Consider the following 18226-nt stretch of genomic DNA (forward strand, 5'->3'; position numbering starts at 1 on the left):
ATACTGGCTGAACGCGACGCCCTAGTGGGACCGGCTTTAGCCGGGAAGGCGTCAGGTGCCACGCCGCAGTATCAAGAGAACTCACACCGGCTTCATCCACCGAGGGGCCTTAGCGATTAATCCCATGCTTGCGCAGCTTTCTGTACAGCGTATTCCGGCTCACCCCCAGCTCCCGGGCGGCGTGGGTCATGTGCCAGCGCTGGGTTTCCAGGGTGGCGATGAGCGCTGCGCGTTCGGCGTCGTCCAATGGGGAATGGGCCACATCGGAATTGGTCTGCGCACTCCCCTGCCGAATCGTCACCGGCAGGTCATCAAAACCAATTCGCCCTTCATCACACAGTGCCGCCAAAGTACGCAGCACGTTGCGCATCTGCCGCACGTTGCCGGGCCAGCTGAAGTCGAGCAGCGCTTGCCTCGCCTTCGTTTCAATCACAATCGGAAGCCCACCCGCCTCCTGCTTCAGCAACAACTCCAGCAACTGCGCCCTATCACTCCGCTCTCTCAATGGCGGCAAAGCGATTTCCAGCCCGTTGAGCCGATAAAACAAATCCTCGCGAAAGCTGCCGTCCTCCACCCGCTCCAGCAGATTCCGGTGGGTCGCGCTGATCAGTCGTACATCCACCGCTTGCGGCTCGCCGCCAATCGGTACCACCAGCCGGTCTTCCAGCACTCGCAGTAAACGGGTCTGCAACGCCACCGGCATGTCGCCGATCTCATCCAGAAACAACGTGCCGCCATCGGCCTGTTGCAGCTTGCCGCGCATGCCTTCTTTACGCGCGCCGGTAAAGCTGCCGCCGCGATAACCGAACAGCTCGCTCTCGATCAGGCTTTCCGGAATGGCCGCGCAGTTCAGCGCCACGAATGGCTTGGTGGAGCGCTGACTCGCCTGATGCACTGCCTTGGCAAACGCCTCCTTGCCAGAGCCCGTTTCACCGTTGATCAGCAACGGCACGTCGCGCTCGAATACCTTCAGCGCGCGACGGAAATCAGTTTGCAGCGACGCATCGCCCAGGCAGATATCACTCGAGGCGAGCGGCACCGCCTTCTTGCTGACCACCGGCGTAGCAAGGCCCTTCAACTCGGCGCGGGATTGCCCACGCAGCACGGCGAAGAATCCCCGTCCGTCACGCGTGCGCAGCGGCCAACTGGCGGCGGCGTCCGGCGAAGCGCGGCTCAGCAGTTCATCCAGCGAGCAGTCAAACAACGTTTCCACGCCCTGCCCGACCAGATCGCCACGGCTCAAGCCGAGCAGATTCAGCGCGCTCTGGTTCAGCGCACTGACGCGGCCCTCGCCGTCGAACGCCAGCAGCCCTTCGCTGAACAAACCGACCGCGCCGGCCTGAAGGTGAAAACGCAGCAGCCACTGGTCATCGAAATGGCGCAGGAAATAACTGCTTTCGATCATCTTCGCCGACAGATTCACCAGGGCCATGGTGTGAAACTGGCTCTGCCGGGACACGTCGTGACGGGCCGACGACACGTCCAGCACCGCAAGCAGATCGCCATGGGGATCGAACACCGGGCTCGCCGAACAGGTCAGCCCGGTGTGGCGCCCGCGAAAATGCTCATCGCGATGGATCGTCACCGACTGACGCTCGACCAGGCAGGTGCCGATGCCGTTGGTGCCCTCCCGCGCCTCGCTCCAGTCGGCGCCCAGCCACAGACCGGCGCGCTCGAAAATCCGACGATCGCCCGGCTCGGTCACGCAGTTGAGGATGATCCCGCGGGCATCCGTCAGCAGCACCGCGCTGCCACCGGCAAGCTGGCGGTGCAAGCTGTTCATCTCGTCGCCGGCGATGGTCAGGACCTGCTGCAACTGCTCGCGACTTTCCAGCACCCGCGCGTGCTCAAGCACGGTCGGCGCCATGGCTTGCGCGGGGTCGAGGTGATAGTCCTCCAGACACCGCAACCATGACCGGGCAATGGAGGGGTCGGTAGCAAGGTGATGGGGTGTTTTGCCTTGGGTAACGGTCAGCACTTGTTCGGCGTGGCGCGTCAGGTGATTGCTGTGCATTTTTATTCTTCATCCTGAGCCGGGGCTCTGCGGAGGATTTGCGACTCAGCATCCTCCTCGCCCGGATTCATTGCAATGCTGCGAAAGGCGGGGGCCGCCAAACTGTCACGCCGGGGGTACAAAGTGTCACTCCCGCCGCCCCGCCGTTGATACACCACTCGGCCAGGACCAGACGATCCATCCACAAAGTCCCCGTAAAACGGGCACCAGACGGCAGTGGCCCGCGCTTTGCTCTACGCTCTAGCCATGCGACCTAGTCATGTGCCGCAACGCGTTATCCCCAGACAATCACAAGAGCAAGGAGATATTCACCATGCGTTATGCCCACCCCGGTACTGAAGGCTCAATCGTTACCTTCAAGACCCAGTACGGCAATTACATCGGTGGCGAATTCGTGCCGCCGGTCAAAGGCCAGTACTTCGAAAACACCTCGCCGATCACCGGCAAGCTGATCGCAACATTCCCTCGCTCGACCGCCGAAGACATCGATAAAGCCCTCGACGCCGCCCATTCCGCGGCCGATGCGTGGGGCAAAACCTCGGTGCAGGAACGCTCGCTGACCCTGCTGAAAATCGCTGACCGTATCGAACAGAATCTGGAATTGCTGGCGGTCACCGAGACTTGGGACAACGGCAAAGCCGTGCGCGAAACCCTCAACGCGGACATCCCCCTCGCCGTCGATCACTTCCGTTATTTCGCCGGCGTGCTGCGTGCCCAGGAAGGCTCGGCTGCGGAGATCGACGGCAACACCGTGGCGTATCACATTCACGAGCCGCTGGGCGTGGTCGGGCAGATCATCCCGTGGAACTTCCCACTGCTGATGGCCGCCTGGAAACTTGCGCCCGCCCTCGCCGCCGGTAACTGCATCGTTCTCAAACCTGCCGAGCAAACGCCGCTGGGTATTACCGTGCTGATGGAGCTGATCGGCGATCTGTTGCCGAAAGGCGTGCTCAACGTGGTGCAGGGTTATGGCCGCGAAGCGGGTGAAGCGCTGGCCAGCAGCAAACGCATCGCCAAGATCGCCTTCACCGGTTCGACGCCGGTGGGTTCGCACATCATGAAACTGGCCGCCGACAGCATCATCCCGTCCACCGTGGAACTGGGCGGCAAGTCGCCGAACATCTTCTTCGAAGACATCATGCAGGCCGAGCCGGAGTTCATCGACAAAGCCGCTGAAGGCGTGGTGCTGGCGTTCTTCAACCAGGGCGAAGTCTGCACCTGCCCGTCCCGCTGCCTGGTTCAGGAGTCGATCTACCCGCAGTTCATGGAAGTGGTGATGAAGAAGATCCTGAAGATCCAGCGCGGCGATCCGCTGGACACCGACACCATGGTCGGTGCGCAGGCGTCGCAGCAGCAGTTCGACAAGATTCTTTCGTACCTTGAAATCGCCCAGGGCGAAGGCGCCGAGCTGCTGACCGGCGGCAAGGTCGAGAAGCTCGAAGGCTCGCTGGCGACTGGTTATTACATCCAGCCGACGCTGCTCAAAGGCAACAACAAGATGCGCGTCTTCCAGGAAGAAATCTTCGGCCCGGTGGTGAGCGTGACCACCTTCAAGGACGAAGCTGAAGCCCTGGCCATCGCCAACGACACCGAGTTCGGCCTGGGCGCTGGCGTCTGGACCCGCGACATCAATCGCGCGTATCGCGTGGGCCGGGCAATCAAGGCCGGTCGCGTGTGGACCAACTGCTACCACCTGTACCCGGCCCATGCCGCGTTTGGCGGTTACAAGAAATCCGGCGTCGGCCGCGAAACCCACAAGGTCGCGCTCGAGCACTATCAGCAGACGAAAAACCTGCTGGTGAGCTACGACATCAATCCGCTGGGCTTCTTTTGATTTAGCGTAATCGGGCGACACGTAACGGCCTCTTCGGAGGCCGTTTTTGTTGGTGGCGATGGGCTTTCAATAGGGCACGCCTCCGTCCAGACGCCGCAATGGCGAGCAACAGACGCTACCCCTGTGGGAGTGAGCTTGCTCACGAAGACGGCATATCGGCCGCCATAATCGCGACGCTTCCTTCTATAATGGCGCCCACATTTCCCCTCTTCGCCCCGCACGACCCGGATCGGGTCTCAAAACCAGGTGCCTACATGGATTTCAATCCGCTTGATCTGATTCTTCACCTCGACGTTTACCTCGACCTGCTTGTGACCCAATACGGCACCTGGGTTTACGCGATTCTGTTTCTGGTGATCTTTTGCGAAACCGGCCTGGTGGTGATGCCTTTCCTGCCCGGCGATTCGCTGCTGTTCATCGCGGGCGCCGTGGCGGCCGGTGGCGCCATGGACCCGGTGTTGCTGGCGTGCCTGCTGATGGCAGCGGCGATCCTCGGCGACAGCACCAACTACATCATCGGCCGCACAGCCGGCGACAAGCTGTTCAGCAACCCGAATTCGAAAATCTTCCGTCGCGATTACCTGACCAAAACCCAGGAATTCTATGGTCGCCACGGCGGCAAGACCGTCACCCTCGCGCGCTTCCTGCCGATCATTCGCACCTTCGCACCCTTCGTGGCCGGTCTTGGCCGCATGCCTTACCTGCGCTTTCTCGGCTTCAGCGTACTGGGCTCTGTGCTGTGGGTGGGCGGGCTGGTGACCCTGGGCTTCTTCTTCGGCAACATCCCGTTCATCAAGAAGAACCTGACGCTGCTGGTGCTGGCGATCATTCTGATCTCGCTGCTGCCGATGATCATCGGACTGATCCGCAGCCGCGCAGGTCGCTCCGCCGAGGCGCGCTGAGCCCATGTGGTCGTTCCGGGAATGGCGCAAACGGCGCACGCTGGCGCGCCATCGGGTCGATCCGCAACTGTGGGAGCGCGCATGCCAGCGCCTGCCGATCCTCGACGGCCTGAGCGCCGAAGAAGACCGCTACCTGCTCGACAGCTGCGTGCTGTTTCTGCAAGCCAAACACCTGACGGCGCTGGAAGGCGTCGAGCTGGATGACGAATCGCGGCTGTTTCTGGCTGCTCAGGCGCAGCTGCCGTTACTCGCCCTGGGCGATCTGAACTGGTATCAGGGTTTTCACGAAATCATCCTCTACGGCGACGACTTCATCAGCCCGCAACGCCACCGCGATGCCAGCGGCATCGAACACGAATGGGATGGTGAGCACAGCGGAGAAGCGTGGTCCCAAGGCCCGGTGATTCTGGCTTGGCCAGGTGTGCTGACCAGCGGCGGATGGGAAGCCTACAACCTGGTGATCCACGAACTGGCGCACAAGCTGGACATGCTCAACGGCGAGGCGAACGGCCTGCCGCCGCTGCACCCCGACATGCGCGTCAGTGACTGGGCCAGCGCCATGCAGAGCGCGTACGACGATCTCAATCGGCAACTCGACGCCGACCCGGACGCCGAGACCGCCATCGACCCCTACGCTGCGGAAAACCCGGCCGAGTTCTTTGCGGTCATCAGCGAGTACTTCTTCAGCGCCCCGGATTTGCTCGTCGAGGCCTATCCCGCCGTCTACGGGCAACTGAAAGCGTTCTATCGGCAGGATCCGTTGGCGCGACTGACGGCACTTCAGCGCGACAACCCGGTCTATCAGGCTCAACACGACGCCTGAAGCCTGCCGTCACGCATGGCAACGCTCCGGGAATGTGCCTATAATCCGGGCCACTTTTTGGCGTTGCATGCCAGATTCTGAATGGTCAACCAAGGGGGCAAAGCCCAATGAGCTACAGCAAGATTCCGGCCGGTAAAGACCTGCCGAATGACATCTACGTCGCAATCGAGATCCCGGCCAACCACGCGCCGATCAAGTACGAAATCGACAAAGAAAGCGACTGCCTTTTCGTTGACCGTTTCATGGCCACCCCGATGTTCTACCCGGCCAACTACGGTTTTATCCCCAACACCCTGGCTGACGACGGCGACCCCCTCGACGTGCTGGTCGTGACGCCTTATCCGGTGACCCCGGGTTCCGTGATTCGCGCCCGTCCGGTCGGCGTGCTGAACATGACCGACGACGGCGGCGGCGATGCCAAAGTCATCGCAGTCCCGCACGACAAGCTGTCCCAGCTGTACGTGGACGTGAAGGAATACACCGATCTGCCACCGCTGCTGATCCAGCAGATCGAGCACTTCTTCGCGAACTATAAAGACCTCGAAAAAGGCAAATGGGTGAAGATCGAAGGCTGGGCCGGCGCTGACGCCGCTCGCGAAGCGATCACCAAATCGGTCGCGGCCTACAAGGGCTGATCCGGTTGTGCCCCGCCGAAGCGCTCGCCGCTTCGACGGGGCCACGCTTGACACGCACGTTCCCGTTTTCTGCTTTTTGAACACCCCCTCCCCCATACATCCCGCTTTTTTTCGCCCTTCGTCCTTACACAAATGTTTAAAACCCGCCTTCCACACACAGCGTGTTTATTGGCGCCGTTTGAATTTCTTATTGGAGCAACACCGCTTGATTCAAACTTCCCTGACGGCCGCTTTAGTCAGGCCTTTGCGTTCGTTAATGGCCTAAGACCAATAATGACATCGGCTTCAGCCATTGTTGATGCAAAAGAAAACAGTCAATGAATCGGCCTACAAAAACAGCCGAACGTTGTAATCCTTACATTCACGCCCAGGCATGACGGCGTGCTCATTTGAACACTTCGTTCATTTAAACGAGCTTCAACCCGCCGTAAACTTCGGCCCATGAATACATCAGGTGATCGACTGCGCGGCCTTTTGCGAGAGTGCCATCTCTCCGCGACGGACTTTGCCGCCAACCGAAAAGTTACGCCGCAACACGTGAACAACTGGTTCAAGCGCGGCATTCCCATGGCGCGTATTGAAGAAGTCGCTGAACTGCTGAGCGTCAACGCGCGCTGGCTGCGCAGCGGCGAGGGCCCGAAGCACCCCGGACAAGACCGCTCAATTGCCCAGCAGCCAGACACTCAACCACCCCGGGTCGAGCGAAGCGCACGCGAAGAACTGGAAATGCCCGTCTACACCGAACTGGAGACGCAAAGCTCCGGCCGGACGGCGGTGGGCGAAATCCACAACCACAAAGTGCGCCTGTCCCGGCGCGTGCTCGAAACCATGGACGTGGAGCTGCACAACGCCATTTGTGTAGCAATGGTCGGCAACAGCATGGCGGACAAGATTCAGGACGGCTCGCTGATTGGCATTGATCGCGGACGCGTGCAGATCATCGATGGCGAAATGTACGCCCTCGAACACGACGGCATGCTGCGGGTGAAATACCTGTATCGCCTGCCGGGCGGCGGTTTGCGTCTGCGCAGCCACAATTGTGCCGAGTACCCGGACGAGGTCTTCAGCGCCGAACAGGTTCAGGCTCAGCACATTCATATTTTGGGGTGGATCTTTTGGTGGTCGACCCTCAATAACCGCCGCCACCCGGCAACGTTGGGGCGAGGCGCGCAATGAGCGTGTTTCAGAACTGGGCAGATGCCAGCAACATGGGTATCCTGCACGCCTTCGTTTCAGCACCCGTCGGCCACACGTCGATGGGTGATCGACCTGGCACCGTCTCCGTGACCTGCCCGGTCTACCTGACAAGCGCCTCCTCGCAGCGCGCACTTTTGCGGACGGGTGCGGTTAGCCAAAAACTAATCAAACCCGTCACCGAGAAGCCGGCCACAAGCCGGCTTTTTAACTTCCCATGAATACGTCGCACCGCTAACCCACGCGGCGCCTCCGCGCGCGCGTCAATCGGCAATCAATGGACTGAGCGCCTTAATCAACGAAGCGGACAACCGCCTTCGTTCCAATACAGGAAGTTCATCATGAGTTATCGCAACAAAACCTACATCGCCTTCGCCAGTGAAGACATCAAGCATTACTGGCTGATGAAAGCCTGGAAGCAGAACGAGAATATCGACTTCGACTTTTTCAATGCCCATGACTTGTTCGAAGCGCGTGACAGCAGTTCGCCAGAGACCATCAAACGCCGACTGCGCGAACGCCTCAATAACACCAAGCAAGTCATATTTCTGGGCAGCGAAGATGGCCGACGCAAAGGCGGTGACGGGGATTCGTTTCTTGCCTATGAAATCGAGGTGATTCTCGAACTCGACCTTCCGATCGTTATCGCCAATCTCTGCCAAAGCAGAAACATCGTCACGGACAACATTCCCCAGCCGCTCATCGATCAAAAACACTTCAACGTGTCTGTGTCCTTCCAGCCGAAAATCATTCAGTACGCGCTGGACAATTACGTCGAGGGCTACGCGAAGAGCGAGATGCAGGGTCCCCATCGATATGTCGGCAGAATCTACGACGAGCTGGGCCTGTGATGACCATCCTTCAGGACATGCAGACATGGCGCTTCTGGCGCCACTTTCTGGTGGCGTTGTTCGCCTGCGTCGGCGGCCTGTCGACGATCATGCAGACCTTCAACGTCATCTACCCCGGCAGCCACGCAATGGAGGGTTTCGGCATTCTGATCGCGATCATCGCGCTGTCAGTTTCCGCCGCACTGTTCAAAGCCTGGCCGCGCCCGATTGCCGAGGAGTACAACGCACCGAAAACGCGGATCACCATCGTGCCCGGCGACCTTCTCAAGGAGGACGGCCATCTGGTGATCGGCACTAACGACACCTTCGACACGGAAACGCCGAACATCATTGCCACCTCCAGCCTGCAGGGTCAGGCGCTTCAGGTGCTTTACGGCGGCGACCTTAAGGAACTTGATCGTCATCTGGACGACGCGCTGGTCAACACGGCCTGCATCGGCACGCTCAACAAGCCAGGCAAACACGTGCAATACGGTGTCGGCACCATCGCGACGCTCAAGCATGCGCACCGGCTGATCTTCTTCCTGGCCTACTGCGAAATGGACGCCCAGAACGTCGCGCGCTCCACGCCGGACAAAGTGTGGAAGGGCTTGCTCGCGCTCTGGGCCGAAGTGTCCCGACGCGGCAACGGCGGGACGATTTCGATTCCGGTGATCGGAGGCGGACAGGCGCGACTGTCCAGCGTGCTCCCCGCCCAGGACGCCATTCGCTTCACCCTGCTGTCGTTCATGTTCGCCTCCCGCAACTCGAAGGTCTGCGACGAGCTGCGCATCGTCGTCCGCCCCGACGACTACCGAAAACTTGACCGGCTGGAACTGCAGTCTTTCCTGTCATCACTGAGGTCCTCATGAACCCGGAAACCAGCCTTGATCTGCCGGACAATCCCGACTGCGCGTTCTGTGCGTACCTGAAAGGTAAACGGCCTTACACCATCCTCTCCTGCACCGCACACACCGCGACCTTCGTCACCCGCGAACAACGGGGTCATCCGCATTTGCTGGTCCTGCCCCAGCGGCACGTGCCTTCGCTGTTGGAAATGACTGACGAGGAAGTGGCGGCGGTGGCGGTGGAAGTGCGCAATGCGGCGAGGCTGATTGAAAAGGCGTACGCGAGAACCGGGATCGCGGTCTGGCAGAACAACGGCGTGCCGGCGGGCCAGGCGATCGGGCACGTGCACTTTCATGTGGCGGGGACGCTGCCGGGTGGGGGGACGGAGTTTGGGGAGGTGCAGGAGATATCGGTGATGGAGACGGATGAGATTGCGCGGCGGTTGCTTGAGGCGGGATAGGTTGCCGCCGCGCTAGTCGCTTTCGAACAACCCTGCGCCGTCTCCCAATCAGAATCCGAAAAGCTTTTTTCTTCGGATTTTGATTTCGCTGTCGAGCAATGCGGATACGGTGGTCAGGAATACATACAGGTCGCCTTCGAAGTAATCTTCGGCGAAAGAGGTGTCTTGACCAAAAGGCGGATCGACATACTGCAAACCTTCGAGCGTCATATTCCTTCGGATATAGGTCTTTATTTCTCGTTTGAACAGGATTGCGTGCAGCAGATCCAGGAACCCATAGCCGATGCATTGCTTGACTATCTGGGGAAGCGTGAGGGGTTCGAACTCTCCCTTTTCTTCTTCGGTTAGAAACTCGCCTACTGCATCACCGACGGAGAACATGAATCCATGTATATATGCGTATCGCATGCCCAGCCTTAGAAGCCTAAATTACATTGAACGGCACGATTAGAAGCGGAAAAACCTTTGTCGTCTGACCTTGATTTCGGCATCCAGCAAGACCAAAACGCTCGACAAGAAATCATAAAGATCACCCTCAAAATAATCTTCTGCGAACGACGTTTCCTGGCCGAATGGAGGGTACACATACGCCAACCCGTCAGCAGTCATGTATCGCCTAATGTAAGACCTAATCTGCCGCTTCAGAATCACGGCGTGGACAAGGTCCACGATCTCTCCTTTACCAAAGGAATTTCTTACGATCTCTGGAAGATTGAGCGGTTGGAACCCTGCCTTTTCTTCAACTGATAAAAACTCGCCAACGCCTTCGCCGACCTCGTACATAAAACTGTGCAGATGCATGTACTTACTCATGAGCCCCCTCACAAGACGCTTCAGCCCCAAATGAGTTAACGGAACTCGCCATTGCCCAGGCCGCCCTCATCAAACCTTTGAAAAAAGGTTTTCAATCGCTCTACCGTCCACCGCCACTTCGGGGTACTAGGACGGCATATGGTGTTCTGATTACCAAAGAATCCAACCTCGCGCACGGCTTGCGAAAGCGGGACCGTCTGCAGCCATTCAACGCCAACGAAGTATTCGCACCGTTCCAGGTCATCGAAAAATTCAACGTGGTAACTGCCGCGTGTCGCCGCGTCCAATACCGGGACGTCGACGCCATCCCTCGTGACTGTATACGCGCTGGCCGGCGCAGCGGCAGCGATGACCCGGCATACGCCGACGTAGCCTTGCTGCGGAACGTTCACCCAAACTCGGTCGCCTGGTGCAAGTACCCGCAGGGTTTTGCTGTACCAACTTCCGCCGCCCCCGGAGATGAACCCGAACTCGATCGCGTCATCCCACGACCGCGCCGTTGATACCCCGTAGGAGCAATAAAACTCGCCATTCCACGGTTCGTTTTGCGACTCGCCCGTTGATGCTGCATTGACCTGAGTCTGCGCAGGATCGAGCAGCCACGACCGACTAAGCAGTTGACGCTCGCCAGCTTGAAAGATCTGAAAGCACAGGACGTTGATCGGGATGTCTCGCTCGCTTAGGTAGGAAACGATGCGCTCGCTGCTTGCGTCCAGTTCTGTGGCGACAATGATCAACTGGTGGCTGTTGTTCAGATCGCCTTCACCCAGCATGCGCCCAAACCGGTGGCGGAAATCTTCACCCAAACTTCGGCCCGGCCGGAAACGTTTGTAGATCAGTTCGATTTCGTCGCTGCGTAGTTTTTCAATCCACACTGCGTAATCAATCGCTTGAGCAACGACCTCACGGGGAGTGCGATCCCGCTTGAGCTCAATCAGAACCAACGCACCGTCCGGAGCGACTGCAAGTAGATCGATTCTTCCGCCCATGCCGGTACTTTCCTGCCGGCCGATGAGCATCCACTCATCCGAAAGGATGTCTGGCGCATTCACGATCATGTCTTCGAGAAACTGCTCGCTTGGCAATCGGCTCGGTACCAGTTTGGTGGGCGCAACATCTACGGTCCAAATATCCGTTTTGATTGGCAAAGTTAGATCCTTCTGGATTGAAAAAAACGCTTGAGCTTGTTTTCTGAGCGAGTACCGAGGATACCGGCGAATCGCGTTAATCTGCCGATACACGTCATAAGAACTATCTTGCCGGTAGAGGCACATCGGGAGCACAGCATCCGGGGTCAGCCGAAAGATTTCAAATGTCAGCGATATATCCAGCGCTTACATTTGGTCAGCAAGCCGCTGACCAAATCGATAGCCTGCCATGGCCGGTCCATTCATCAGAACGCCCAGGCCTATCAGCCTCCCGGATACCGCTTCCAAATCTCATCATCAAACTCTCCGCCATACCCCGTAAAAACCCTCGGCACCCGCTCGATATCCTCCGCCACCGCCTCAATCACTTCACGCAACTCAAGCGGCGCAAGCCAGCGGTCCGGGATCGCTTCTACGCCGTGCTGAATACCCAGCAGATGCCCGGCAATCAGCCCGGTGCTGTCACTGTCCCCACTGTGGTTCACGGCATTGATCACGCCGTCTTCAAACGACGTCGCAGTGAGTGCGCACCAGATGCCGATCGCCAGAGCTTCTTCCGCGATCCATCCGCCGCCCAACTCCTCGATCCGCTCGGGGGTTGGGCGGTGGCCTTCGTAACTAAAGAAGAGCACGCGTTCGACCAGCGCACGTGTTTCTTCCATGCCGGGCTTCTGGCCGTGCTCGGCCAGGCTTTTGGCGATGGCGTCTTCGAGGCTGTCCTGGCGGTCGACGATGCGCTGCAGGATGTCGGCGAAAAGACCACCCGCCAGGTAGCCCGTTGGGTGACCGTGGGTCAGACGGCCGGAGTCAGCGGCGTTGTCGAAAGCGTTGGGGAAGAAAGCGCACGGCGCGACGCGCATGACGGCGCCGCACCCTTTGCTGTCGTTTTGGGCGAAAGCGCCAAATGCCGTGCTGGCCTTCAATGCGCTTAGACAGGTGAGGCCGGGCGCGCGGCGGGACCACAACTCGCGCTCATGCACCAGCCAGCCGTTCAGGCTGACGTCAGTGGCCGGCGAGTAATCCTGGGTTATCAGCCAGCGCAGCAACGCATGGTGGATGACGCCGGGTATGTGGCAAATACCGCGGGAGATGCCGCGCACATGAGCGCGCAGCAGACCTTCAGCGGTGAAGAGCATCATTTGCGTGTCGTCGGTGATGGCGCCCACGCGACCGTAAGCCGGGGCGAAATCGACAATGCCACGCGCACCGAAGGTGGCGCGGATGGCGTTCCATTTGAGAAATTCGACCGGCGCACCCAGCGCATCGCCTACCGCGCCGCCGAGCAGGCAGCCTTTGATCCGTTCAAGTCTGTTCATTTGTGCTTCCTTTCACTGGTTGCGTCATGGCTTGGAGCAATTCGAGCGTTCTTTCAAGTGGCTCAACATAGGCGCTTTTTGCACGCGAAGTCCTGATCTTCTATTTGTTAATCCTCACATTCAGGCCCAAGATCTTGCTCACGTCCACGCGACCTCCACCTCTTATACCCATCCGCAATCTCCACCTCGGTCATCACCATTCCGAGCCTCGGAAAAGCCTGCTTCAGCTCCAGCTCGGCCGGAATGAAGTAATCCCCGCCCCTGATTGATCGGAACATACCGTTGGCCACCTCACCGAAGGCGATGAGATTCGGCGCCTCAACTGGCAGCCCTTTTCCTTCGTAGGCATCGTGTGCAGCCATGTAGAGCACATCATTGATATGGGCTTGAACACTCCGATCGCTACGCTTGAAGAAATGCACAGGCTGGAGGCTTTCTTCCAACAGATCAACGTGTCGCTGGAGCTCAGCCTGAGGCGGAATTTGCCCGCGAACATTACCCGCCAACACAAGCACTTCAAGAATGTAGCGAGCGTTGAACTGCTGCAGAAAACCCTGCACATCGTTGCGTTTCAGGCCCACAAACATCATCGCGTAGCGCGTGTCGACTTTCATGGCGAGCAGGACATGGGTCCTGCCGAATTTGGTGACGTGCAGTTGCCAGCGATCCACTCGCTCATGGGCTGCGCTGTCCGCTTCCAGCGATTGGGCAGCGGCGGAGGGCTGCACAGCGCTGATGATTTCGCCCTTCACTTTCTTCGAAAAAAAATCAGCGGCGTCTTTGGTGCAATCAAAAATCAGCATAGGGATGGGGGTCCATTCGGCGATGGTCGAGGATACCGACGATCAGCCTCACCCCGCCAACACATGCCGCAAAAACAACGCCCCCGCCACCGACAACCCGTCCCCCGACCTCACGCAAACGTTGAGTTCGCGGCTGGCCCATTCCTCTTCCAGCTGAACCACTTTCGCACCGTCCATTCGGTAAATCCCTGCGCTGCCCTCGGGCATGATGCCGATGCCGACGCCTGCCTGAACCATCAGGCTCAGGGCGTCATAGCTGGCGACTTCCATGCGGATTCTGAGGGAGCGGCCGAGGTCGTTGGCGGCTTTGATCAGCTGGAAATTCAGGTGGGTGCCGCTGCGCAGGGCGACGTACTCGTGGTCGAGGGTGTCGCTGAAGCGCACTGACTCGCGGCCTGCCAGCGGGTGGTCGTTGGGCACGATCAACACCAGGCGGTCGTTGCGGAACGGGAAGACTTCGATGTCGGCGCCATGGGGCAGGCGCGTGAAGATGCCGATCTCGGCGCGGTTTTCGGCGACGGCTTTGGTGATCGCCAGGCTTTGCTGCTCTTCGAGGACGATGTTGATCAGCGGGTAAAGCGCCATGAACGACTTGATCAAGCCGGGCATGAATTGTGTGATCGCGGAGATGTTAGCGAGCACGTGCACCGACCCGCGCGTGCCGTTGGAGTAGTCGCGCATCTGCAGGACGATGTCGTTGAGGTTGTTCAGCGCGCTGCGGGCCATGAACAACAGCGACAGGCCGGCGTCGGTCGGGGTGATGCCTTTGTTGGTGCGGTTGAGCAGTCGGGAATCGAGCAGCTCTTCCAGTTCGCTGAGCCGCTTGCTGACGGCCGCCGCCGCAATGTGTTCGCGCTTGGCGGCGGCAGCAATGGTGCCTTCTTCGACGACGCTGACGAAAAGGCGCAGCGAGACGGGGTCGAGCTTCATGTGGGGTACCGGGCGTGCTGGCCTGAGTGGCCGCCATAGTACCCCGTCAGACATCGCCTCAGAACGCGCCCGACAACAGATGGCCCGCGTTCGGAACTTGGGCTTTGAGGCCGAGGGTTTTGAGCATCTGGTAAACGGTCGCCACGGACGCAGACAGCACCGGTTTATCCAGCCGATCCTGTACGACCTGGATGGCGGGCAGCGACGGCATTTGCACGCAGCACGACAGCACCACCCCGTCGGCCTGTCCGATATTGAGCCGGTCGGCATGGGAAACCAGGTCTATCGGATCAAGCCGCCCGACTTGCAGGTTGTCGGAAACTTCCAGACTGATGGCGTCCACCACCTCGATGCCGGCCGCTTCGATGTAGTCGATGACCTGTTGGGTGAGTGGCTTCATGTAGGGCGTGATGATCGACACTTTCTTGTAGTCGAGCATCTGCAGGCTGTCGATCAGCGCCCCGGCCGAGCTGAGCACGGGTGCGTCGGACGCGTTGCTGGCGACCGTCTTGCTCAGGCGCTCCTGAGACACTTTGTGGTAACCGGCGCCCTGGCACATGATTGCCACCAGGCAGGCGTACGCCATGACATCGACCCGGGCATCGCTCAATTCCAGTGCGCAGCGGTCGCTGTCGATGTCCATTTTCTTCAATTCTTCGGGGCTGACTTTCATCATGCGCATGCGAGACGAGTGAAAGGTGAAGCGCTCGTCCGGGAACAGGGAATACCGCGACGTGAGCATCGCTGGGATCTCGGTTTCCATGGTGGTATTGGAGCTGGGGACGATCTGGCCAATCCGGAAGTTTCTCACAGGGTCTTCTCCATTTCGCCGACGGCGAGGTCATGTGCGACCGATGCTAGGAGTGACGGTGAGTTGCGTATATCAGGCAATGGCGAGCCTGCCATCGCGGCTGGCGATGGCAGGCAAAAAGATAGGGATGACCGGGGCACGATATTAGTGCTGGCACCCGTTCATGTGGGAGCGAGCTTGCTCGCGAAGAGGCAGGAACATCCGCTGAATCTTCGGCGACTGAAATGCCGTCTTCGTGAGCAAGCTCACTCCCACAGGGACCGTGTTACTACGCGAAAGTGTGGAACGTCTGGACGCCGGGAATCTCCCAAAGGGAAAAGCGTGTGTCCGCTCTATCCCGATTACGCGTGAGAAAGCACCTCGCCCCGCGCAGGCGCCTCGGCCTTGTGATTGCCCAACATCGCCCGAGGGATCGACAGAATCAGCCCCGCGCTGATGAACAAACACGCGCCCAGCACGTAGGTGCCGTTGTTGATGTTGCCGGTTAAATTCTCGGCCACGGCGGTGATCATCGAACCGGTGAAGCCTGACAGGTTGCCGATGGCGTTGATCATGCCGATCCCCGCAGCCGCCGCGACGCCGGAGAGTACGGTGCCCGGCAGGGTCCAGTAGATTGGCATCAGGCTCAGCACACCAGAGGCCGACACGCTCAGGAAGATGATCGACAGCACCACGTTACTGGCGAAGTAGGCGCTGAGCATCAAGCCGATGCCGCCGATGATTGCCGGAATCGCGGCGTGCCAACGGCGCTCGCCGGTCTTGTTGGAGTGCCGCGCGTTGAGGGTCATGGCGATCACGGCGATGCCGTACGGAATGGCCGTCAGCAGGCCGATGTCCAGCGGATTGGAGACGCCGGCGCTTTTGATGATCGACGGCATCCAGAACGCCAGTCCGTAGAAACCGGTGTTGAACGTCAGCAGGATCAGCACCAGCAGCCACACGCGTCCGTTGAAAAACACCTCGCGCAGACTCGTCGCCTTGCCTTTGCTGTCGGTCTCCAGATTGGCCTTGAGCATGGCCTTTTCCTGGGGCAACAGCCATTTGGCCGCGTCGATGTTATTGGCCATGAACGCCAGCACCACGAAGGCCATTACCACCGAAGGCAGGCCTTCGATGATCAGCAGCCACTGCCAGCCGGCCATGCCGTTGACGCCCTGCATTCGGGTCATCAACCAGCCGGAAATCACACCGCCCAGGGTCAGACTGATCGGCATCGCCATAAGGAAACCTGCCATCACCCGGCTTTGCCGACGGGTCGGAAACCAGTAGTTGAGGTAAAGGATGACGCCGGGAAAGAAGCCTGCCTCACAGATGCCGAGCAAAAAGCGCAGCACGTAGAACATGGTTTCCGATTCGATGTGGAAAAGCTTCGCCAGCGGTACGGTAAACGCGACGGCCATGGAGACGATGGCCCAGGTGAGCATGATCCGGGCGATCCAGAACCGCGCGCCGAAGCGATGCAGCAGCAGGTTGCTCGGTACTTCGAAGAGGAAATAGCCCCAGAAAAACATACTCGCGCCGAGGGCATAGATGGTGTTGCTGAATTGCAGATCGTTGAGCATGTCCAGCTTGGCGAAGCCGATGTTCACGCGGTCCAGATACGCCGCCATGTAACACAGGAGCAGGACGGGGAGAATGCGCAGAATGACTTTGCGGTAGGTGCGGTCTTCAAAGCTGGCGTGCCCGGGACCCGAGGACTCGGGCAGGCGCTGGGTGACGGTTTCCATGGTGGGACCTCCAGGCACTCGGAGGCGCCTGTATTGTTGTTATGTGAGGGTCGAAACACGGAGCGATGTTACTAACAGCGGCATTGATTAGGATAATGACTTGTTTCCATTGATTGATAACGCAGCGTTATCGATCACTGACGCGCCAGCCGCGCATTCGCCAGCAGGATTTCGGCAAATTCCGACGCCGCTCCGAGCAACGGCTCACCTCGGCGGGTGAGGATTCCGTAATCCTGGGGCGCCAGTTTCAGCGGCGTGTTCAGCACTTTCAGCAGGCCGGAATCCAGATGCGGCTGCGCCATGGAAGCCGGCAACATGGCGATCATCGGCCCTGCCTGCAGCACTTGCAGAAAGGTCTGCATCGAGATGGTATCGATGGTGTTCTTCGGCACGGGAATTCCAGCTTTGGCGAACGCCTGCTCCATCCGTGCGCGAATCGGCGTGCCCAGCGGGTACAGAATCCATGGCCAGTTTCCGAGTTCATGCAAAGGCGTCTGCGCCAGCTCGGTCAGCGGGTGGCGGCTGTTGACGACCATGCAGAACGGCTCCGGCGCCAGCGCCTGAAAGTCGTACACCTGCTGCTGGTTTTCATTGGTGTAACGCGCCACCGCGAGGTCGAGTTTCTTGTCGTCGAGCATTTCCATTAAATGGTCGCTGGTCTGCTCGACCACCTCGATCGACAGCAGCGGCCAACGCTGTTTCAACTGCACGATGGCTTCCGGCAGCACCACCGCAGTCGCCGCGAAGATCGCCCCCACCTTCAGAAAGCCATGGCCGCCCTCGCGCAGGCTGCTGATCTGATCAACGAACTTGCTCGCGTCATTCAGGGCGATCTGCGCATAGCGAACCACATGCTCGCCGAGGGCGGTGGGCGGCATGTTGCGCGGCAGGCGCTCGAACACATCAAAGCCCAGCAACCGCTCGATCTCGCGCAGCATCTTGCTCACCGCCGGCTGACTAAGATTCATGTGCTGCGCCGCCGCGTGCATGTTGCGGGTGCGCGCCAGGGTTTCGATGAGCACCAGGTGCTTGAACTTGAGCCAGTTACAGACCGTGGAGAAGGAAATGTCTGACATGAGGACGGCCTCGGTGAGCGATAACCCAGTGTTATCGATTACTGACCAGATGTCATTGGAG

Annotated in this window: 19 protein-coding genes; 9 read left to right on the forward strand and 10 right to left on the reverse strand. The window is 59.4% G+C overall.

Translation table 11 applies throughout. The features are described from left to right. Positions 1-109: 109 nt before the first annotated feature. The gene (locus QWI20_RS15540) at positions 110-2014 is read right to left on the reverse strand and encodes a sigma-54-dependent Fis family transcriptional regulator (RefSeq protein ID WP_369306238.1); all 1905 of its coding nucleotides are present in this window, start codon (positions 2012-2014) and stop codon (positions 110-112) included. A gap of 313 nt (positions 2015-2327) precedes the next feature. On the opposite strand from QWI20_RS15540, the gene QWI20_RS15545 reads away from it, so the two are divergent. From QWI20_RS15545 to QWI20_RS15585, 9 genes are all read left to right on the forward strand, one after another. Continuing rightward, on the forward strand, positions 2328-3848 hold the full coding sequence (locus tag QWI20_RS15545) for an aldehyde dehydrogenase family protein (RefSeq protein ID WP_369306239.1): 1521 nt from the start codon (positions 2328-2330) through the stop codon (positions 3846-3848). Between the two features lie 254 nt (positions 3849-4102). Beyond that, positions 4103-4750 carry a DedA family protein gene (locus QWI20_RS15550; RefSeq protein ID WP_369306240.1) on the forward strand — a complete coding sequence of 216 codons (648 nt, stop codon included), beginning with the start codon at positions 4103-4105 and terminating at the stop codon, positions 4748-4750. 4 nt (positions 4751-4754) lie between these two features. Continuing rightward, entirely contained in the window at positions 4755-5573 is an 819-nt protein-coding gene (locus QWI20_RS15555; RefSeq protein ID WP_369306241.1) for a zinc-dependent peptidase, read from the forward strand. 107 nt (positions 5574-5680) lie between these two features. After that, positions 5681-6208, forward strand: a complete 528-nt coding sequence (gene ppa, locus QWI20_RS15560; RefSeq protein WP_065988394.1) for an inorganic diphosphatase — start codon at positions 5681-5683, stop codon at positions 6206-6208. 441 nt (positions 6209-6649) lie between these two features. Next, positions 6650-7384 (forward strand): helix-turn-helix transcriptional regulator, encoded by a 735-nt coding sequence (locus QWI20_RS15565; protein WP_369306242.1) that lies wholly within the window; start codon positions 6650-6652, stop codon positions 7382-7384. Further along, positions 7381-7623 carry a hypothetical protein gene (locus QWI20_RS15570; protein WP_369306243.1) on the forward strand — a complete coding sequence of 81 codons (243 nt, stop codon included), beginning with the start codon at positions 7381-7383 and terminating at the stop codon, positions 7621-7623. The genes QWI20_RS15565 and QWI20_RS15570 overlap by 4 nt, the downstream gene beginning before the upstream one ends. A 120-nt stretch (positions 7624-7743) precedes the next feature. After that, positions 7744-8253 (forward strand): TIR domain-containing protein, encoded by a 510-nt coding sequence (locus QWI20_RS15575; RefSeq protein WP_369306244.1) that lies wholly within the window; start codon positions 7744-7746, stop codon positions 8251-8253. Beyond that, positions 8253-9104 carry a macro domain-containing protein gene (locus QWI20_RS15580; RefSeq protein WP_369306245.1) on the forward strand — a complete coding sequence of 284 codons (852 nt, stop codon included), beginning with the start codon at positions 8253-8255 and terminating at the stop codon, positions 9102-9104. Before QWI20_RS15575 ends, QWI20_RS15580 begins: the two co-directional genes overlap by 1 nt. Further along, positions 9101-9541, forward strand: a complete 441-nt coding sequence (locus QWI20_RS15585) for an HIT family protein (protein ID WP_369306246.1) — start codon at positions 9101-9103, stop codon at positions 9539-9541. The genes QWI20_RS15580 and QWI20_RS15585 overlap by 4 nt, the downstream gene beginning before the upstream one ends. Positions 9542-9589: 48 nt before the next feature. On the opposite strand, the gene QWI20_RS15590 is transcribed toward QWI20_RS15585, so the two are convergent. The 9 genes from QWI20_RS15590 to QWI20_RS15630 all read right to left on the reverse strand — a co-directional run bounded on the left by QWI20_RS15590 (position 9590) and on the right by QWI20_RS15630 (position 18165). Further along, positions 9590-9922: a hypothetical protein gene (locus tag QWI20_RS15590; RefSeq protein WP_369306247.1), complete on the reverse strand. Its 333-nt coding sequence runs from the start codon at positions 9920-9922 to the stop codon at positions 9590-9592. 66 nt (positions 9923-9988) lie between these two features. Next, positions 9989-10342 carry a hypothetical protein gene (locus tag QWI20_RS15595; RefSeq protein ID WP_369306248.1) on the reverse strand — a complete coding sequence of 118 codons (354 nt, stop codon included), beginning with the start codon at positions 10340-10342 and terminating at the stop codon, positions 9989-9991. 47 nt (positions 10343-10389) lie between these two features. After that, positions 10390-11502: an endonuclease NucS domain-containing protein gene (locus QWI20_RS15600; RefSeq protein ID WP_369306249.1), complete on the reverse strand. Its 1113-nt coding sequence runs from the start codon at positions 11500-11502 to the stop codon at positions 10390-10392. A 263-nt stretch (positions 11503-11765) separates the two neighbouring features. Beyond that, entirely contained in the window at positions 11766-12818 is a 1053-nt protein-coding gene (locus tag QWI20_RS15605) for an ADP-ribosylglycohydrolase family protein (protein ID WP_369306250.1), read from the reverse strand. A 107-nt stretch (positions 12819-12925) separates the two neighbouring features. Continuing rightward, positions 12926-13621, reverse strand: coding sequence for a hypothetical protein (locus tag QWI20_RS15610; protein WP_369306251.1), 696 nt, complete (start codon positions 13619-13621; stop codon positions 12926-12928). Positions 13622-13669: 48 nt separating this feature from the next. After that, positions 13670-14551: a LysR family transcriptional regulator gene (locus QWI20_RS15615; protein WP_369306252.1), complete on the reverse strand. Its 882-nt coding sequence runs from the start codon at positions 14549-14551 to the stop codon at positions 13670-13672. A gap of 58 nt (positions 14552-14609) precedes the next feature. Beyond that, a complete protein-coding gene (locus tag QWI20_RS15620; RefSeq protein WP_369306253.1) occupies positions 14610-15362 on the reverse strand; it encodes an Asp/Glu racemase in 753 nt (250 codons plus the stop codon). A 341-nt stretch (positions 15363-15703) separates the two neighbouring features. Beyond that, a complete protein-coding gene (locus QWI20_RS15625) occupies positions 15704-17089 on the reverse strand; it encodes an MFS transporter (RefSeq protein WP_369306254.1) in 1386 nt (461 codons plus the stop codon). 134 nt (positions 17090-17223) lie between these two features. Next, positions 17224-18165, reverse strand: coding sequence for a LysR family transcriptional regulator (locus QWI20_RS15630; RefSeq protein WP_369306255.1), 942 nt, complete (start codon positions 18163-18165; stop codon positions 17224-17226). Positions 18166-18226 lie beyond the last annotated feature (61 nt).

The sequence above is a fragment of the Pseudomonas sp. W2-17 genome (assembly GCF_041060445.1).
Classification (GTDB): Bacteria; Pseudomonadota; Gammaproteobacteria; order Pseudomonadales; family Pseudomonadaceae; genus Aquipseudomonas.